The organism is Streptomyces sp. NPDC047072 (assembly GCF_040643855.1).
Lineage (GTDB): Bacteria > Actinomycetota > Actinomycetes > Streptomycetales > Streptomycetaceae > Streptomyces.
Window position 1 is genome coordinate 97,900 of record NZ_JBEYVC010000008.1, and the last position, 13,827, is coordinate 111,726.

Sequence of the window (13,827 nt, forward strand, 5' to 3'; positions counted from 1 at the left end):
CCCGTTACTCTGGGTTGTCCGCGAGGGATCTCGCCGCCCGGGCGCAGTGGGCGAGGGCCCGGCGCGCGTACTCCGGGGAAGCGCCCGCGAGTCCGCACGACGGGGTGAGGGTGACCGCGTCCGCGAGAAGCCCCGGATGCAGCCCCAGCCTGCGCCACAACGTCCTGACACCCCTGACGCTACCGGCAGGGTCTGACAATGCGGTGTCCGTGCCCGGCACGACACCGGCGAAGAGCCGCGTCCCCCCTTCCACCGCCTCGCCGATCACGTCGTCGTCACGCTCGGTGAGGAGCGTGAAGTCGAAGGAGACCGCGGCCGCGCCCGCCCGGCGCAGCAGGGCGAACGGCACGTCCGGTGCGCACGAGTGGACCACGACCGGGCCGTCGCCGTGAACCCCGACGACGTCCCGGAGCGTGGCCTCCACGACCTGCCGGTCGACGGCGCGGTGGGTGCGGTAGCCGCTGGCGGACTTCACCTGCCCGCGCAGGACGGCGATGAGGGAGGGCTCGTCGAGCTGGAGCACGAGCTGTGCGCCGGGGACCCTCCTGCGGACCTCCTCCAGATGCAGCCGCAGCCCCTCGGCGAGCGAGGCGGCGAGGTCCCTGCACGCGCCGGGGTCGGAGAGGGCGACCTCGCCGTTGCGCAACTCCAGGGCGGCGGCGAGCGTCCAGGGCCCCACGGCCTGGACCTTCAGCTGCCCCTCGTACCCCTGGGTGAACTCCTCCAGCGCGTCGAGGTCCTCCCCCAGCCACGACCGCGCCCGCTTGGTGTCCCGGCCCGGCCGGTCCCCGATCCGCCAGCCGCTCGGCTCCACGCGCGCGTACATCTCGACGAGCATCCCGGCGGTCCGGCCGATCATGTCCGCGCCGGGGCCGCGGGCGGGCAGCTCGGGCAGGAACGGGAAGTCCTCGAAGGAGCCGGTGGCGGTCTTGGCGGCCTCCCGGGCATCGCCGCCGGGAAGCGAGCCGATGCCGGTGGCGGGGCTGAAGGTGAACTGCTTGCTCTCACTCACCCGGGAAGCCTACGTAACGCTCGGAGGGCCGAGCCCCCTCAGCCGTACACCCCGTGCCGGCCCAGGAAGTCGAGCAGCCCTTGCGGGTCGGCGACTTCGAGGTTGTTGCGGAACCGCGCGCGTTCCCAGGAGACGTCGGTCCCGCCGTGGTGACTGCCGCTGCCGATGAACTCCCCGGCGGCGTCCAGCAGGACGACCGTCACACTTCCGTGGCAGCGGCAGATGTCGTCCTGGAAGACGCCGGTCGTGGTCAGGCGACGCAGCTCCGCGAGGGCCTCGTCGTCGTAGAACTCGGCGAGGATCTCGCGACGGGCGAGCGGTCCGCCGTCGTCGCCACCCCGCAGGACGACCGCGGCCTCGGTGCGGTCCCAGACATCGTCCAGCCAGGCCCGGATCTCCGCGCCGCTCCCGCGCCCGCCCGTCATCGACTCACCGTCCCGGACGGACCGTCAGGTCGTTGATCTCCGCGTCCCCCGGCAGGTCGAGCGCTGTCAGGATCGTCGTGGCGACCGACTCGGGGTCGATCCAGCGGGAGGCGTCGTACTCCTTGCCCTCCTGCTGGTGGACCTTGGCCTGCATGGGGCTCGCCGTGCGGCCGGGGTAGACCGAGGTGACGCGGACGCCGTTGCCGTGCTCCTCGTGGCGCAGGGAGTCGGCGAGAGCCTTCAGGCCGTGCTTGGAGGCGGCGTAGGCGGACCAGTCGGCGTGGGCGTTCAGGCCCGCGCCCGAGTTGACGAAGACGACATGGCCACGGGCGGCCCGGAGCTGCGGCAGGAAGTGGCGGGTCAGCTCGGCCGGCGAGATCAGGTTGACGTTCAGCTGGTGGCGCCAGGTCTTCGGGGTGAGGTCGCCGACCGGGCCGAGGTCGACGACGCCCGCGATGTGCAGCAGGGAGTCCACCCGGTCCGGCAGCGACTGGTGCGAGAAGGCCCACGACAGCTTGTCGGGGTCCGCCAGGTCACCGACCAGCGTCCGCGCCCCGGGGAAGTCCGCCGCCAGTTCCTTCGCGCGGCCCGCGTCGCGCGCGTGCAGCACGAGGTCGTCCCCGCGCGCGTGCAGACGGCGGGCGACGGCCGCGCCGATGCCGGAGCCCGCCCCGGTGATCACATGAGTAGCCATGGTCGTCATCGTCGCATCAGGCGACGCCCCTGCTCTCCTCCAGGTAGGCCAGCGCCCCCACCGGCTCCTCGGCGAAGAACACCAGGTCGGTCAGGGGCAGCGGCAGGAACCCCTCGTCCTCCATCCGCCGGAACTGCTCCTTGAGGCCGTCGTAGAAGCCCGCGGTGTTCAGCAGCACGACCGGCTTGTCGGTGTGGCCGTGCTTCTTCAGTTCGAGGATCTCGGTGGCCTCGTCGAGGGTGCCCGTGCCGCCCACCATGACGACCACGGCGTCGGCCTTCTCCAGGAGCAGCTTCTTGCGTTCGGCGAGGTCGGCGGCGATCACCATCTCGTCGACGCCGGGCCGGACCTTGGACGCCAGGAACCGCACGGAGACCCCGACGAGCCGCCCGCCCGCCTCCTGCACCCCGTCCGCGACCACCTTCATGAGGCCGACGTCCGAGCCGCCCCACACAAGCGTGTGCCCGCCCTTGCCCAGCAGCTTCGCGAACTCGCGCGCGGGGCGCGTGTAACGGTCGTCGAGGTCGGCGGCGGAAAGGAAGACACAGATTCGCATGAGGCCACCGTAGCCGGGAAGAACCGGGGGCCCGCGAGCGCTTTTCCGGTATGGCAGACGGACACACGATCACCATCGAGAAGAGCGACCGGCACGTGCGCGTGGTGCGGGGCGACCAGGTCCTGGCGGAGAGCGAACGGCCGCTGGTCCTCAGGGAGACGGGCTCGCCGGTGCGCTACTACCTCCCCGCCGAGGACGTACGTATCGACCTCCTGACCCCTTCCGAGACCCACACCTACTGTCCCTTCAAGGGCACCGCGTCCTATTGGTCGCTCCCGGACGCGCCCGACCTGGTGTGGTCCTATCCCGAGCCCAAGCCGGCGGTCGCCGAGATCAAGGGCCACCTCTGTTTCTACGAGGTGGAGATCATCGATTAGTTCCGTGTCCCGTGGGAGTCTCCACAGGTATGGACAAGAAGACCCTTTCCCGCGACGGCACCCCCCTCGCCCACCAGAGCACCGGCCGGGGCCCCGCCGTGATCCTCGTCAGCGGCGCGATGTCCACGGGCGGCACGGTCGCGCCCCTGGCCGGCCCGCTGTCGGAGCACTTCACCGTCTTCGTGTACGACCGCCGGGGCCGCGGTGGGAGCGGTGACACCGCGCCCTACGCCGTGGCCCGGGAGGTCGAGGACCTGGCGGCGCTCGTCGAGGCGGCCGGGGGCGACGCCTGTCTGTGGGGCGTCTCCTCGGGCGGAGCGCTGGTCCTGGAGGCCGCGGCGAGCGGACTGCCGGTCCGGCGGATCGCCGTCTACGAGACACCGTTCGCCGACTTCCTGGAGGGCGGCGCGCGACAGAACGCCCAGTACACGGAGCATCTCGAAGCCGCGCTCGCCGAGGGCCGGCGCGGGGACGCGGTCGAGCTGTTCCTGCGGCTCACCGGCATGGGCGAGGAGATGATCCGGGGCGCCCGCTCCTCCCCCATGTGGTCCGGCATGGAGGCGGTCGCCCCGACACTCGCCTACGACAACGCGGTCATGGCGGGTGGCCTGGTCCCCAGGGACCGGCTCACGTCGATCACCGTGCCGGTGCTGGCGGTCGCGGGCGGGGCGAGCCCGGAGTGGCTGCGCGAGGGCACCAGGGCGGTCGCCGAGGCGGCCCCGAAGGGCTCGTACCGCGTCCTGGAAGGCCAGACCCACATGGTGGACCCGGACGCCCTGGCACCCGTCCTGACGGAGTTCTTCGGGGAGTGAACCATCCGGAACGCCGGTCGCGCGCGTGCCTCAAAGAGCCGTCAGCCGTCAAAGGCACGCGCGCGTACGGGCGTTCAGCTTCAGGCCACGCCCACCGTCGCGCGCGTGGTCGTCGCGATCGTCGCCGAGCCCACCACGCGCGTGCCGTCGTACAGCACGATCGCCTGGCCGGGGGCAACGCCTCGGACCGGCTCCGTGAAGCGCACGTCGAGGGAGCCGTCCACCAGTTCCGCCGTCACCTCGGTCTCGCCGCCGTGGGCGCGTAGCTGGGCGGTGTAGGTGCCGGGGCCCTCGGGGGCCACCCCGCACCAGCGCGGCTTGATCGCGCTCAACGCGCTCACGTCCAGAGCCGCGGCCGGGCCGACCGTCACCGTGTTGTCCACCGGCGAGATGTCCAGGACGTAGCGCGGCTTGCCGTCGGGGGCCGGGGTGCCGATGCGCAGCCCCTTGCGCTGGCCGATGGTGAAGCCGTACGCGCCCTCGTGGGTGCCGACCTTGGCGCCGGACTCGTCGACGATGTCGCCCTCCGCCCGGCCCAGGCGTGAGGCGAGGAAGCCCTGGGTGTCGCCGTCGGCGATGAAGCAGATGTCGTGGGAGTCGGGCTTCTTGGCGACCGCGAGGCCCCGCCGCTCGGCCTCGGCGCGGATCTCGTCCTTGGTGGTGACGGTGTCGCCGAGCGGGAACAGCGCGTGCGCGAGCTGCCTGTCGTCGAGCACGCCGAGGACGTACGACTGGTCCTTGGCCATGTCGGAGGCGCGGTGCAGCTCACGGGTGCCGTCGGCCCGCACCAGGACCTTCGCGTAGTGGCCGGTGCACACCGCGTCGAAGCCGAGGGCGAGCGCCTTGTCGAGCAGGGCGGCGAACTTGATCTTCTCGTTGCAGCGCAGGCACGGGTTGGGGGTGCGGCCGGCCTCGTACTCGGCGACGAAGTCCTCGACGACGTCCTCGCGGAAGCGGTCGGCGAGGTCCCAGACGTAGAACGGGATGCCGATGACGTCGGCCGCGCGGCGGGCGTCCCGGGAGTCCTCGATGGTGCAACACCCGCGCGCGCCCGTGCGGAAGGACTGGGGGTTCGCCGAGAGGGCGAGATGGACACCGGTCACGTCATGGCCGGCCTCGGCGGCGCGTGCGGCGGCGACGGCGGAGTCCACCCCGCCGGACATGGCGGCGAGGACACGGAGGGGGCGCTGCGGGGTGTGAGTCATAACCCGTCCAGGGTAAGGGGCCGCGGGAACCGGAGCCCACGCATATCCGTTGACGATCACATGCGGGCGAGAAAAGCGGGCGAGGACACGGACCGGCGCATCGGGCGGCGGGCCCTGCTCATCGGCACGGCCGTCGCGGCGACGGGCGCGGCCGTGCTGGCCCGTGACGAGCTGGCGCGGCTGTGGTGGCGGGCGCCCGGCGTGGACAAGCCGCGTGTGGAGGGCGCGGTGGACTTCCGGGGCGCGCAGTGGGTGGCGGCCTCGGACGCGAACTGGCGGCGCGCGGACCGGCCCGACGACTACGGCATAGACATGGTGATCATCCATGTCACCCAGGGCAGTTTCGCGAGCGCGGTGAAGGTCTTCCAGGACCCGGGGCACGGCGCGGCGGCGCACTACGTCGTCCGCAAGGACGGCCACGTCACGCAGATGATCCGCGAGCTGGACGTGGCGTACCACGCGGGCAACCGGGCGTACAACGAACGCAGTGTGGGCATCGAGCACGAGGGCTTCGTCGACCGGCCCGAGGGTTTCACGGACGCGATGTACGAGGCCTCGGCGAAGCTGACGGCCGGGATCTGCGCGCGCTACGACATACCCGTCGACCGCGAGCATGTGATCGGCCATGTCGAGGTGCCGGGTACGGACCACACCGACCCGGGCAAGCACTGGGACTGGACCCGGTACATGCGGCTGGTGAAGGCCGCGTACACGGCAGCGACCCGGACTTCCACGTGATACAGGTCACATGTCCTCAGTATCGTGAACAATCGATGAGGACCAGCCGTCCGATGTGTCCCGCACGCCGAACCTGACCTGCGACGTGCCAAGTTGGTTTTTCTTCAAGTGAGTTGACGACAGCAAGCGCTCGCTCACAGTCCACAGGATTGCTGGCTCGCTCCCAACTTGCCCTCACACTTCCCACAGTCCCCGGCCCGAAGCTCCACGGCCATGACACACACCACCGAGCCCGACGAGGGCACGCACACCAGAGAAGACGGCCGGGGGGTCGACGCCGAGCACACCAAGGCCGAACACACCAAGGCCGGACACACCAAAGCCGCGCACACCAAGAAGGGCCGGCACGGCAAGGGCCTGCACCGGCGGAAGTTCCTCGGCGGGATGGCCGGGGTGGGGCTCGCCGCGGTCGGCGCGGCCGGGGCGACCTTCTCCCTGCTGACCGAGGGCACCCGCAACAAGGCGGCCGCGGCCACCACGGCGGACGGCACTCTGGTCATCCCCGACCTGCTGGAGGGCACCACCTCCGACGGCACGACCAACTTCACGCTGGCCACGCAGACCGGCACCACCAACGTGCTCAGCGGGGTCTCCAGCACCACGTCCGGCTACAACCAGTCGTTCCTCGGCCCGACCATGAAGTGGACCAAGGGCGACACCGTCGCGCTGAACATCACCAACAACCTCACCGAGGAGACCACGGTCCACTTCCACGGCGCGCACGTCCCGCCGAAGATGGACGGCGGCCCGCAGAACGCCTTCGCGGCCGGGGCGACCTGGGAGCCCACCTTCGAGGTGATGGACGAGGCCAAGACCCTCTGGTACCACCCGCACGCGCTGGGCACCACGGCGAAGCAGGCTGTCCACGGCCTGGCCGGGATGATCATCGTGGAGGACGACTCGGACACCTCGGCCGCGCTGCCCAGCGACTACGGCGTCGACGACATCCCGCTGATCTTCCAGTGCCTGGCCGTCGACAGCGCCGGTGACATCAAGTACGACCAGAGCGGCTACCTCACCAGCGGCCTCAGCTTCCCGGTCCTGGTCAACGGCACGAACGTCGACGACACCACGCTCGGCTTCTCCGCCACCAAGACCCGCAACCGCTTCCGGGCGCTCAACGCCTCCCCCGCCGACATCATCACCATCCAGCGCAGCGACGGCGGCACCCTGACCCAGATCGCCACCGAGCAGGGCTATCTGACGGAGGCGGCCGAGGTCACCAGCATCCGTCTGGTGGCCGGGTCCCGCGCCGAGTTCGTCATGGACGTCACCGCGGACGTCACCCTCCAGGTGGTCATCACGACCGGCTGGATCCGCGGCGGCTCCGGCACCTTCGACTTCCTCACCGTGAGCGCGGGCGGCACCGACACCCCGGACGACCTGCCGAGCACGCTCAACACCATCGACCGGTACGACACCAGCGACTTCACGGCGCGCACCATCACGCTCAGCAACACGGGCGCGACCATGAAGATCAACGGCTCGGCCGGTACCACCATGGCGAGCATGGCGATGATCAGCACCACGCTGGGCGCCAAGGAGATCTGGACGATCACCAACGCCAGCCAGCTGGAGCACTCGTTCCATCTGCACGACGTGCCCTACCAGTTGATCTCCATCAACGGGGAGGCCCCCACCGGGGTCGACCTCGGCTGGCGGGACACCTACGAGGTGGTCGGCGGCGGCACCATCGTGATCGCCATGGAGTTCACCGACTTCGCCGACGACACGTACATGTACATGCTCCACTGCCATCTGCTGCAGCACGAGGACGAGGGAATGATGGCGTCCCTCATGGTGACGGAGAGCTAGGGCCCGTCCGCCGCCCCCCTGGGACGGCTGCCGCCGGCAGTGGAAGTGCCGGCGGCAGCCTGCTGGGAGGGGGCTAACAGGCGCCCTTGAAGACGTCCACCCGCCCCTGGGTGCTGTTCGCCACCGCGAGGTCGCGTACCCCGTCGCCGTCGAGGTCGGCCGCCGCCGCGTCGTAGGCGCCGGTCGCCGACAGCTCGGCGAGTGCGGTGAGTTGGGCACCGCCCCGGAAGAGCGTCACGGAGTTGCCCCGCAGAGAGGAGACCATCAGGTCGGTGCTCCCGTCGCCGTCGAGGTCGGCGGCGCCCACGGCGACCGGCAGTGCGGAGGTCGCGTACGTGGTCGCCGTACCGAAGGTCCCGTCACCCGCGCCCAGGAGCACGTCCAGGGCGTTGGATCCGTTGCTCACCGCCGCCAGGTCGAGGGTGCCGTTCCCGTCGAAGTCCCCCTCGGCCAGGGAGTAGAGGCGGGCGGTGGCGGCGTACTCGGTGGAGTCGCCGAGGGCGCCGTCGCCGTCCCCGAGCAGGACGCTGATCCCCGCGCTGCCCACGCTCGCGGTCGCCACGTCCGCCGTACCGTCGCCGTCGAAGTCGCCCACGACGACGCCGTGCGGCTGACTGCCCGTGGCGGTCTGGCCCCGGTCCTCGAAGGTGCCGTCGCCGTTGCCGAGCAGCACGCGGACCGTGCTCGGCCCCTGTTCGGCGACGACCAGGTCGGCCGTACCGTCGCCGTCGAGGTCGCCGGTCGCGAGGGCGCGGGGCGAGGCGCCCACGGTGATCGCGGAGGCGGCGGCGAAGGTCCCGTCCCCCTCGTTGAGCACCACGCTGACCTGGGCGCCGCCGAAGTCCGCGGTCGCGAGGTCGAGGCTGCCGTCGCCGTCGAAGTCGGCGACCACGCTCTGGTACGGCCGCGTCCCGACCGTGTACGAGACCCCGTCCGCGAAACTCCCGTCACCGTTGCCGAGCAGCACGGTCACCGAGTCGGCTTCGAGATTCGCGGCTACGACGTCCTGTGCCCCGTCGCCATTCAGATCCGCGGTGACGACGTGCCGGGTGTTGGTGGAGGCCGTTCCCGAGGTGCCGAGTCGGGTGTACGCCGGGACGCAGGAGGTGCTCGCGGCGGCGGCCGGTACGGCGGTCAGGGGGCCGAGCACGGCGAGAACGGCACAGCCGGCCAGGACGATCCGAGGCATCTGCATCGCAGGAAAGTAGCCCGGCGCCCCATCTACTGTCGACACCTCGGCGCCATATTGACAGCTCCACCATAGACAGGCGCAGAGTGTCGACAGTTGCCGTACGGCAGACGTCTTACGTCAGTCCCGCCGCCCGCGCCCGCTCCACCACCGGACCGATGGCCGTCGCGAGCGCCTCGACATCCGCCTCCGTGGAGGTGTGGCCGAGGGAGAAGCGCAGGGTGCCGCGGGCCAGGTCCGGGTCGGTGCCGGTGGCCAGCAGGACGTGGCTGGGCTGGGCGACGCCCGCGGTGCAGGCGGAACCGGTGGAGCACTCGATGCCCTGGGCGTCCAGGAGGAGCAGCAGGGAGTCGCCCTCGCAGCCGGGGAAGGTGAAGTGGGCGTTGGCCGGAAGGCGGCCGCCCGGGGCGGGGTCGCCGCCGAGGATCGCGTCCGGGACGGCCTTGCGGACCGCCTCGACCAGGCTGTCGCGCAGGGCGCCGATCTCGTTCGCGAACCACTCGCGCTGCTCGGCGGCGAGTCGGCCCGCGACCGAGAAGGAGGCGATCGCGGGGACGTCGAGGGTGCCGGAGCGGACATGGCGCTCCTGGCCGCCGCCGTGCAGCACGGGGACGGGGGTGTACTCACGGCCCAGCAACAGGGCGCCGATGCCGTACGGGCCGCCGACCTTGTGCCCGGAGACCGTCATCGCGGCGAGCCCGGAGGCGGCGAAGTCGACGGGCACCTGACCGAAGGCCTGCACCGCGTCGGCGTGCAGGGGGACGCCGACCTCCGCGGCGACGTCGGCGAGTTCGCGGACCGGCATGACCGTGCCGATCTCGTTGTTGGCCCACATGACAGTGGCCAGAGCGACGTCGTCGGAGTTCGAGGCGAGGGCCTCGCGCAGGGCGTCGGGGTGGACGCGGCCGTATCCGTCGACCGGGAGGTACTCGACGGTGGCGCCCTCGTGCTCGGCGAGCCAGTGGACGGCGTCGAGGACGGCGTGGTGCTCGACCGGGCTGGCCAGGACGCGGGTGCGGGCGGGGTCGGCGTCGCGGCGGGACCAGTACAGGCCCTTCACGGCGAGGTTGTCCGCCTCCGTCCCGCCGGAGGTGAACACGACCTCGCTGGGGCGGGCGCCGAGCGCTTCCGCGAGGGTCTCGCGCGACTCCTCGACCGTGCGGCGGGCCCGGCGGCCCGCGGCGTGCAGGGAGGAGGCGTTGCCGGTGACGGCGAGGTGCGCGGCGAGTGCCTCGACCGCCTCCGGGAGCATCGGGGTGGTCGCGGCGTGGTCGAGGTATGCCATGGTGACGCCGATTCTACGGGTCGGTCCGGCACTCCTTCGGGCCAGGACCGGCCGGTGGCGACCGGCTCAGAAGCTCCAGGACACGGTGCTGTCGATCTGCATGAACGCCACCAGGACCAGGAGGTCGGCGATGCCCAGGCCGAGACCCAGGTAGGCGCGGCCGCGGCGCTTGGTGCCGCGCCACAGGGAGACTCCGGCCAGGGCGATGGCGATCGGGCCGAGGAAGACGTTGAGGACGAGAAGGCCGACGAGTCCGAGGACGAAGGACGCCACGGCCATGCCGTCGGCGTCACGAGCTCCGGTGTGGGGACTGGCCTGCGCGGTGAGTTGCATGGTGATCAGTGCTCCAGGGGACGGTGCGGCGGGGTTCAGTGGGCCGAGCTGCGGCGGCGGGCGTGGCGCTCGCGGAGCGCGAAGACGCCGAGCCAGACCGCGATGACGGCGGCGGTGACGGCGGTGAAGGTGAACGGCGCGTGGGCGACGGTGCCCAGGACTACGCCGAGCAGCATGAGTGCGGCGACGAGGAACAGCATGGGATCGGATCCCCCTCCGAAGTGACTGCGGGGTCACGCTCGTTACGTTTCGGTGAACAGTTGTAGTAACAGTTGTTCACTGACTAAAGAGTCTAGCGCGCCTACGGCTTTCCAATTACGGAGAACAGTTGTTAACTGGATGACATGAGTCACACCCTCGGCATCCGACAGGCCCAGAAGCAGAAGACCCGGCAGGCGCTCCTGGACGCGGCGCTCGGACTGCTGGAGGAGCAGAGTCTCAGCAGCCTGGGCCTGCGCGAGGTCACCCGGGCCGTCGGTGTCGCCCCGACCGCCTTCTACCGCCACTTCCGCTCCACGGCGGATCTGGGCGTGGCCCTGGTCGAGGAGGCCCTGGGCAGCCTGCACCCGATGATCCGGACGACGGTGTCCGGCGCCGACGACCACGACCAACGCATCAGGCGCGCCATCGAGTTGATCGCCGACCATGTGGACGGGTACCCCGCACACGTGAGGTTCATCGCCCGGGAACGGCACGGCGGGGTCCAGCCGGTGCGCGAGGCGATCCGCGACCAACTCGCCCGGTTCGGCGAGGAGGTGCGCGAGGAGCTGGCCAAGGACCCGGTCTCCGCGGGCTGGAGCGACGACGACCTGCTGATGCTGGCCAATCTCTACGTCGACCAGATGCTGATCACCGCCTCCCTGTTCCTGGAGGCACAGGAGTCCTCCGCGGAGGAGCGCGACCGCGTCTGCCAGGTGGCGGAACGCCAGATGCGCCTGATCAGCATCGGCCGCCGGCACTGGCTCGACTAGGGCCCGTCCGGCGGATCCGGCCGGCTGCGAGAGGCGGGTCGTGTCTGTCGGTTGAACCGCCCGGGTGGGCCGTCCCGTTGAGCTGGCGGAACGCGAAGTCAGCGGCAACGGAGGGCACTTGAGCATGGCCGGTACGAACAGATACGTGCGGAAACGCCGTTGGTGGGCGGGGGCGGTCACGCTGGCCGTGTCGACGGGACTCATGGCCGTCAACGCGCCCACCGCGTCGGCCGAGGTGGCCATCGGCACCAATCTCCTGCGCGACAAGGCGACCGGGCGCTGCCTGGACAGCCGGGGCTCGCTGGTCTACACGCTGCCCTGCCAGTCCGGGAACGACCACCAGACCTGGACCGTCATCTGGGTCACCCACACCGACTACGACATCGTCAGGTTCCAGAACAAGGCGACCGGGTACTGCCTGTCCTGGAGCGGCTACACCACGGACCTGCCCACCACCTGGACGTGCGCCACGGGCGACGCGATAACGGACCACTGGACCCGGTGGAAGGCCGTCGGGTCGAACTGGGACGAGGTCCAGATCAAGGACGAGAGAGACAGTGCCGACTGCGTCGACAGCAACGCGGCCGGGGACGCCTACCTTCTCGGCTGCAACGGCGGCGACTACCAGAAGTGGCACCTGGGCTAGGGTCCTTCTGATGGATCTCCGTGGGGGAAGGAGCGGCGTTCGGTGCGTGCTCTCGGCGTGCCGCGTGGAAGCCCTCGTAGCGGGGCTACGTGGGCTTTCGCGCGGTGCGGCGAGAGGGCGTGCCGGGCGTCGCGACGCCGCGGAGATCCATCAGAAGGACCCTAGGGCCTCGACACCGAGGGGCGGCACCCCCGTTCGCCGGGAGTGCCGCCCCTGTCGTACGGCGGTGAGGTCAGCTCTTGGTCGCCGCTGCCGTCGGGGCGCCGCTCGGGGCGCCGCTGGGGGCCGCGCCGCCTCCGCCCATGCCGCCGCCGGGGCCGCCGCAGCCGCCGCCCTGGCCACCGCCGCCGGGGCCGCCCTGACCACCGCCCTGACCGCCACCGGGGGCACCGCTCGGCATCCCGGAGGCGTTGCCCGTGGGAGCCCCGGAGGGCACGGCCGTGGCGTTGCCGGTGGGGGCGCCCGAGGGGGCGCCGGAGGGCATCCCGGACGCGTTGCCGCTCGGCTGCTGACAGGACTGCTGACCGGAGGTGCCGGTGTTCGAGGAGGACGAGGAGTCGCTCGAGCCGCAGGCCGCCAGGGCGAGGGGCGAGAGCGCCAACAGGGCCACGGCGGGAAGGAGACGCACACGCTTCATGAGAGACAGCTCCAGGGAGGATGAGGAAGTCCTGAGGCCTTGAACTCAACCAACGGCCCTTGGGCGTTCCTTGGGACCGCACTGTCCGGTAGCTGTGCGCCAGGCAAAGGGCGCCTAAAGCCAGCCGTCTGACCTGGCATTTCTCCCCGAAGCACCTCCTACTCGCTGGTACAAGCCCGTGACACTCAGCCGAGCCTGACCCTTGCCAACTGGCGTGACTGCGCGACCAGTCGGTCCGCGCTGTCCCAGACCTCCGCGTCCTCCTCCAGGAAGCCGCCGGCGAGATTGCGGGTGGTGATCGAGACGCGCAGCGGGCCCGGGGCGGGGCGGCAGCGTACGTGGACGGTCAGTTCCACGGTCGGCACCCACCCGGAGATGCCGATCTCGAAGGCGGTCGGCGGCAGCGCGTCCACCGCGAGAAGCAGCGAGAGGGGATCCATGTCCCGGCCGTCCGCCAGGCCGAACCAGGAGCGCATCTCCCCCTTGCCGGAGGGCGCGCCGAGGGCCCAGCCCAGAGTTGAGGGGTCCAGCTTGAGCATCAGCCGCTCGGCGATGGCCGAACTGCCGTCCACGGGAGCAGGACCGTCCTCGGGGCCGAAGCACTGGTCCATCGGCGGGAACGCCGGCGGCTTCGCCGTCGTACGGACGTCGTCCGGGAGCGCGTCGAGGTCGCCGTAGGAGGCGAGGACGCGGATGCGCTCGACCTCGGCGCCCTGCTCGTCGTACTGGAAGAGCGAGGCCTGGCCGGTGGACAGGGTGCGGCCGGTGCGGACCACGTCCGTGCGGACCACCGCCGGGCCCGGCCGGGACGCGGTGAGGTAGTGCGCGGAGATCGTGAACGGGTCGGCGTGCGGCAGGGCGTCCGCGAGGGCGCGGCCGAGGACGGCCAGCAGGTAGCCGCCGTTGACGGCGCTGATGATCGTCCAGCCGGCGGAGAGGTCGATGTCGTAGACGCCGGGGGCGCGGCGGGTGACCGCGGTGTCCCGGTCGAACTCGCTGTCGCCGATGGTCGCGCGCGTGGCGGAGGCTGCTTCTGGCATGGCTGAACGGTACAACAAGTTGCTACTAAGCGGTAGCTTTTCCAAAGGTCGCCCTCAGGTGAGACCCGGGCAATTTTGCGGTAAGTGCCGTA

Annotated in this window: 17 protein-coding genes; 6 read left to right on the forward strand and 11 right to left on the reverse strand. The window is 71.2% G+C overall.

Annotated features, from left to right (window positions below; genetic code table 11):
• Positions 1–4: 4 nt before the first annotated feature.
• The 4 genes from ABZ896_RS05785 to ABZ896_RS05800 are packed head-to-tail and all read right to left on the reverse strand — an operon-like array spanning position 5 to position 2,687.
• On the reverse strand, positions 5–1,012 hold the full coding sequence (locus tag ABZ896_RS05785; RefSeq protein WP_360922489.1) for a methionine synthase: 1,008 nt from the start codon (positions 1,010–1,012) through the stop codon (positions 5–7).
• A 38-nt stretch (positions 1,013–1,050) separates the two neighbouring features.
• Positions 1,051–1,437 (reverse strand): hypothetical protein, encoded by a 387-nt coding sequence (locus ABZ896_RS05790; RefSeq protein ID WP_360922492.1) that lies wholly within the window; start codon positions 1,435–1,437, stop codon positions 1,051–1,053.
• A gap of 4 nt (positions 1,438–1,441) precedes the next feature.
• Positions 1,442–2,140 carry an SDR family oxidoreductase gene (locus ABZ896_RS05795; protein ID WP_360922495.1) on the reverse strand — a complete coding sequence of 233 codons (699 nt, stop codon included), beginning with the start codon at positions 2,138–2,140 and terminating at the stop codon, positions 1,442–1,444.
• A 7-nt stretch (positions 2,141–2,147) separates the two neighbouring features.
• Positions 2,148–2,687: a TIGR00730 family Rossman fold protein gene (locus ABZ896_RS05800; RefSeq protein WP_360922498.1), complete on the reverse strand. Its 540-nt coding sequence runs from the start codon at positions 2,685–2,687 to the stop codon at positions 2,148–2,150.
• Between the two features lie 50 nt (positions 2,688–2,737).
• On the opposite strand from ABZ896_RS05800, the gene ABZ896_RS05805 reads away from it, so the two are divergent.
• Together ABZ896_RS05805 and ABZ896_RS05810 are read left to right on the forward strand one after the other, a co-directional pair.
• Positions 2,738–3,064 (forward strand): DUF427 domain-containing protein, encoded by a 327-nt coding sequence (locus tag ABZ896_RS05805; RefSeq protein ID WP_360922500.1) that lies wholly within the window; start codon positions 2,738–2,740, stop codon positions 3,062–3,064.
• A gap of 29 nt (positions 3,065–3,093) precedes the next feature.
• A complete protein-coding gene (locus ABZ896_RS05810; RefSeq protein WP_360922503.1) occupies positions 3,094–3,876 on the forward strand; it encodes an alpha/beta hydrolase in 783 nt (260 codons plus the stop codon).
• An 80-nt stretch (positions 3,877–3,956) separates the two neighbouring features.
• On the opposite strand, the gene mnmA is transcribed toward ABZ896_RS05810, so the two are convergent.
• Positions 3,957–5,081 carry a tRNA 2-thiouridine(34) synthase MnmA gene (gene mnmA, locus ABZ896_RS05815; protein ID WP_360922506.1) on the reverse strand — a complete coding sequence of 375 codons (1,125 nt, stop codon included), beginning with the start codon at positions 5,079–5,081 and terminating at the stop codon, positions 3,957–3,959.
• 60 nt (positions 5,082–5,141) lie between these two features.
• Here mnmA and ABZ896_RS05820 point away from each other — a divergent pair, with 60 nt between their 5' ends.
• Both ABZ896_RS05820 and ABZ896_RS05825 read left to right on the forward strand, forming a co-directional pair.
• Entirely contained in the window at positions 5,142–5,819 is a 678-nt protein-coding gene (locus ABZ896_RS05820) for an N-acetylmuramoyl-L-alanine amidase (protein ID WP_360922508.1), read from the forward strand.
• 213 nt (positions 5,820–6,032) lie between these two features.
• Positions 6,033–7,634, forward strand: coding sequence for a multicopper oxidase domain-containing protein (locus ABZ896_RS05825; protein WP_360922511.1), 1,602 nt, complete (start codon positions 6,033–6,035; stop codon positions 7,632–7,634).
• Positions 7,635–7,707: 73 nt separating this feature from the next.
• On the opposite strand, the gene ABZ896_RS05830 is transcribed toward ABZ896_RS05825, so the two are convergent.
• From ABZ896_RS05830 to ABZ896_RS05845, 4 genes are all read right to left on the reverse strand, one after another.
• Positions 7,708–8,829 (reverse strand): VCBS repeat-containing protein, encoded by a 1,122-nt coding sequence (locus ABZ896_RS05830; RefSeq protein WP_360922514.1) that lies wholly within the window; start codon positions 8,827–8,829, stop codon positions 7,708–7,710.
• Between the two features lie 109 nt (positions 8,830–8,938).
• Positions 8,939–10,108 (reverse strand): cysteine desulfurase family protein, encoded by a 1,170-nt coding sequence (locus ABZ896_RS05835; protein WP_360922517.1) that lies wholly within the window; start codon positions 10,106–10,108, stop codon positions 8,939–8,941.
• A gap of 66 nt (positions 10,109–10,174) precedes the next feature.
• A complete protein-coding gene (locus ABZ896_RS05840; RefSeq protein ID WP_360922520.1) occupies positions 10,175–10,441 on the reverse strand; it encodes a DUF4190 domain-containing protein in 267 nt (88 codons plus the stop codon).
• Between the two features lie 35 nt (positions 10,442–10,476).
• Positions 10,477–10,641 (reverse strand): hypothetical protein, encoded by a 165-nt coding sequence (locus tag ABZ896_RS05845; protein WP_360922523.1) that lies wholly within the window; start codon positions 10,639–10,641, stop codon positions 10,477–10,479.
• Between the two features lie 144 nt (positions 10,642–10,785).
• On the opposite strand from ABZ896_RS05845, the gene ABZ896_RS05850 reads away from it, so the two are divergent.
• Both ABZ896_RS05850 and ABZ896_RS05855 read left to right on the forward strand, forming a co-directional pair.
• On the forward strand, positions 10,786–11,412 hold the full coding sequence (locus tag ABZ896_RS05850; RefSeq protein ID WP_360922526.1) for a TetR family transcriptional regulator: 627 nt from the start codon (positions 10,786–10,788) through the stop codon (positions 11,410–11,412).
• 124 nt (positions 11,413–11,536) lie between these two features.
• Positions 11,537–12,058 carry an RICIN domain-containing protein gene (locus ABZ896_RS05855; RefSeq protein ID WP_360922529.1) on the forward strand — a complete coding sequence of 174 codons (522 nt, stop codon included), beginning with the start codon at positions 11,537–11,539 and terminating at the stop codon, positions 12,056–12,058.
• Between the two features lie 232 nt (positions 12,059–12,290).
• Here the strand turns inward: ABZ896_RS05855 and ABZ896_RS05860 are convergent, their stop codons facing one another.
• Together ABZ896_RS05860 and ABZ896_RS05865 are read right to left on the reverse strand one after the other, a co-directional pair.
• On the reverse strand, positions 12,291–12,695 hold the full coding sequence (locus ABZ896_RS05860) for a hypothetical protein (protein WP_360922532.1): 405 nt from the start codon (positions 12,693–12,695) through the stop codon (positions 12,291–12,293).
• A 185-nt stretch (positions 12,696–12,880) separates the two neighbouring features.
• Positions 12,881–13,735, reverse strand: coding sequence for a thioesterase family protein (locus ABZ896_RS05865; protein ID WP_360922535.1), 855 nt, complete (start codon positions 13,733–13,735; stop codon positions 12,881–12,883).
• Positions 13,736–13,827: the final 92 nt, after the last annotated feature.

Coding starts and splice junctions, on each gene's coding strand:
- ABZ896_RS05820 (WP_360922508.1), top strand. CDS start 5,142: ATGCGGGCGAGAAAAGCGGGCGAGGACACGGACCGGCGCATCGGGCGG.
- ABZ896_RS05860 (WP_360922532.1), bottom strand. CDS start 12,695: ATGAAGCGTGTGCGTCTCCTTCCCGCCGTGGCCCTGTTGGCGCTCTCG.
- ABZ896_RS05840 (WP_360922520.1), bottom strand. CDS start 10,441: ATGCAACTCACCGCGCAGGCCAGTCCCCACACCGGAGCTCGTGACGCC.
- ABZ896_RS05845 (WP_360922523.1), bottom strand. CDS start 10,641: ATGCTGTTCCTCGTCGCCGCACTCATGCTGCTCGGCGTAGTCCTGGGC.
- ABZ896_RS05865 (WP_360922535.1), bottom strand. CDS start 13,735: ATGCCAGAAGCAGCCTCCGCCACGCGCGCGACCATCGGCGACAGCGAG.
- ABZ896_RS05825 (WP_360922511.1), top strand. CDS start 6,033: ATGACACACACCACCGAGCCCGACGAGGGCACGCACACCAGAGAAGAC.
- ABZ896_RS05805 (WP_360922500.1), top strand. CDS start 2,738: ATGGCAGACGGACACACGATCACCATCGAGAAGAGCGACCGGCACGTG.
- ABZ896_RS05810 (WP_360922503.1), top strand. CDS start 3,094: ATGGACAAGAAGACCCTTTCCCGCGACGGCACCCCCCTCGCCCACCAG.
- ABZ896_RS05830 (WP_360922514.1), bottom strand. CDS start 8,829: ATGCAGATGCCTCGGATCGTCCTGGCCGGCTGTGCCGTTCTCGCCGTG.
- ABZ896_RS05855 (WP_360922529.1), top strand. CDS start 11,537: ATGGCCGGTACGAACAGATACGTGCGGAAACGCCGTTGGTGGGCGGGG.
- ABZ896_RS05835 (WP_360922517.1), bottom strand. CDS start 10,108: ATGGCATACCTCGACCACGCCGCGACCACCCCGATGCTCCCGGAGGCG.
- ABZ896_RS05790 (WP_360922492.1), bottom strand. CDS start 1,437: ATGACGGGCGGGCGCGGGAGCGGCGCGGAGATCCGGGCCTGGCTGGAC.
- ABZ896_RS05795 (WP_360922495.1), bottom strand. CDS start 2,140: ATGACGACCATGGCTACTCATGTGATCACCGGGGCGGGCTCCGGCATC.
- mnmA (WP_360922506.1), bottom strand. CDS start 5,081: ATGACTCACACCCCGCAGCGCCCCCTCCGTGTCCTCGCCGCCATGTCC.
- ABZ896_RS05800 (WP_360922498.1), bottom strand. CDS start 2,687: ATGCGAATCTGTGTCTTCCTTTCCGCCGCCGACCTCGACGACCGTTAC.
- ABZ896_RS05850 (WP_360922526.1), top strand. CDS start 10,786: ATGAGTCACACCCTCGGCATCCGACAGGCCCAGAAGCAGAAGACCCGG.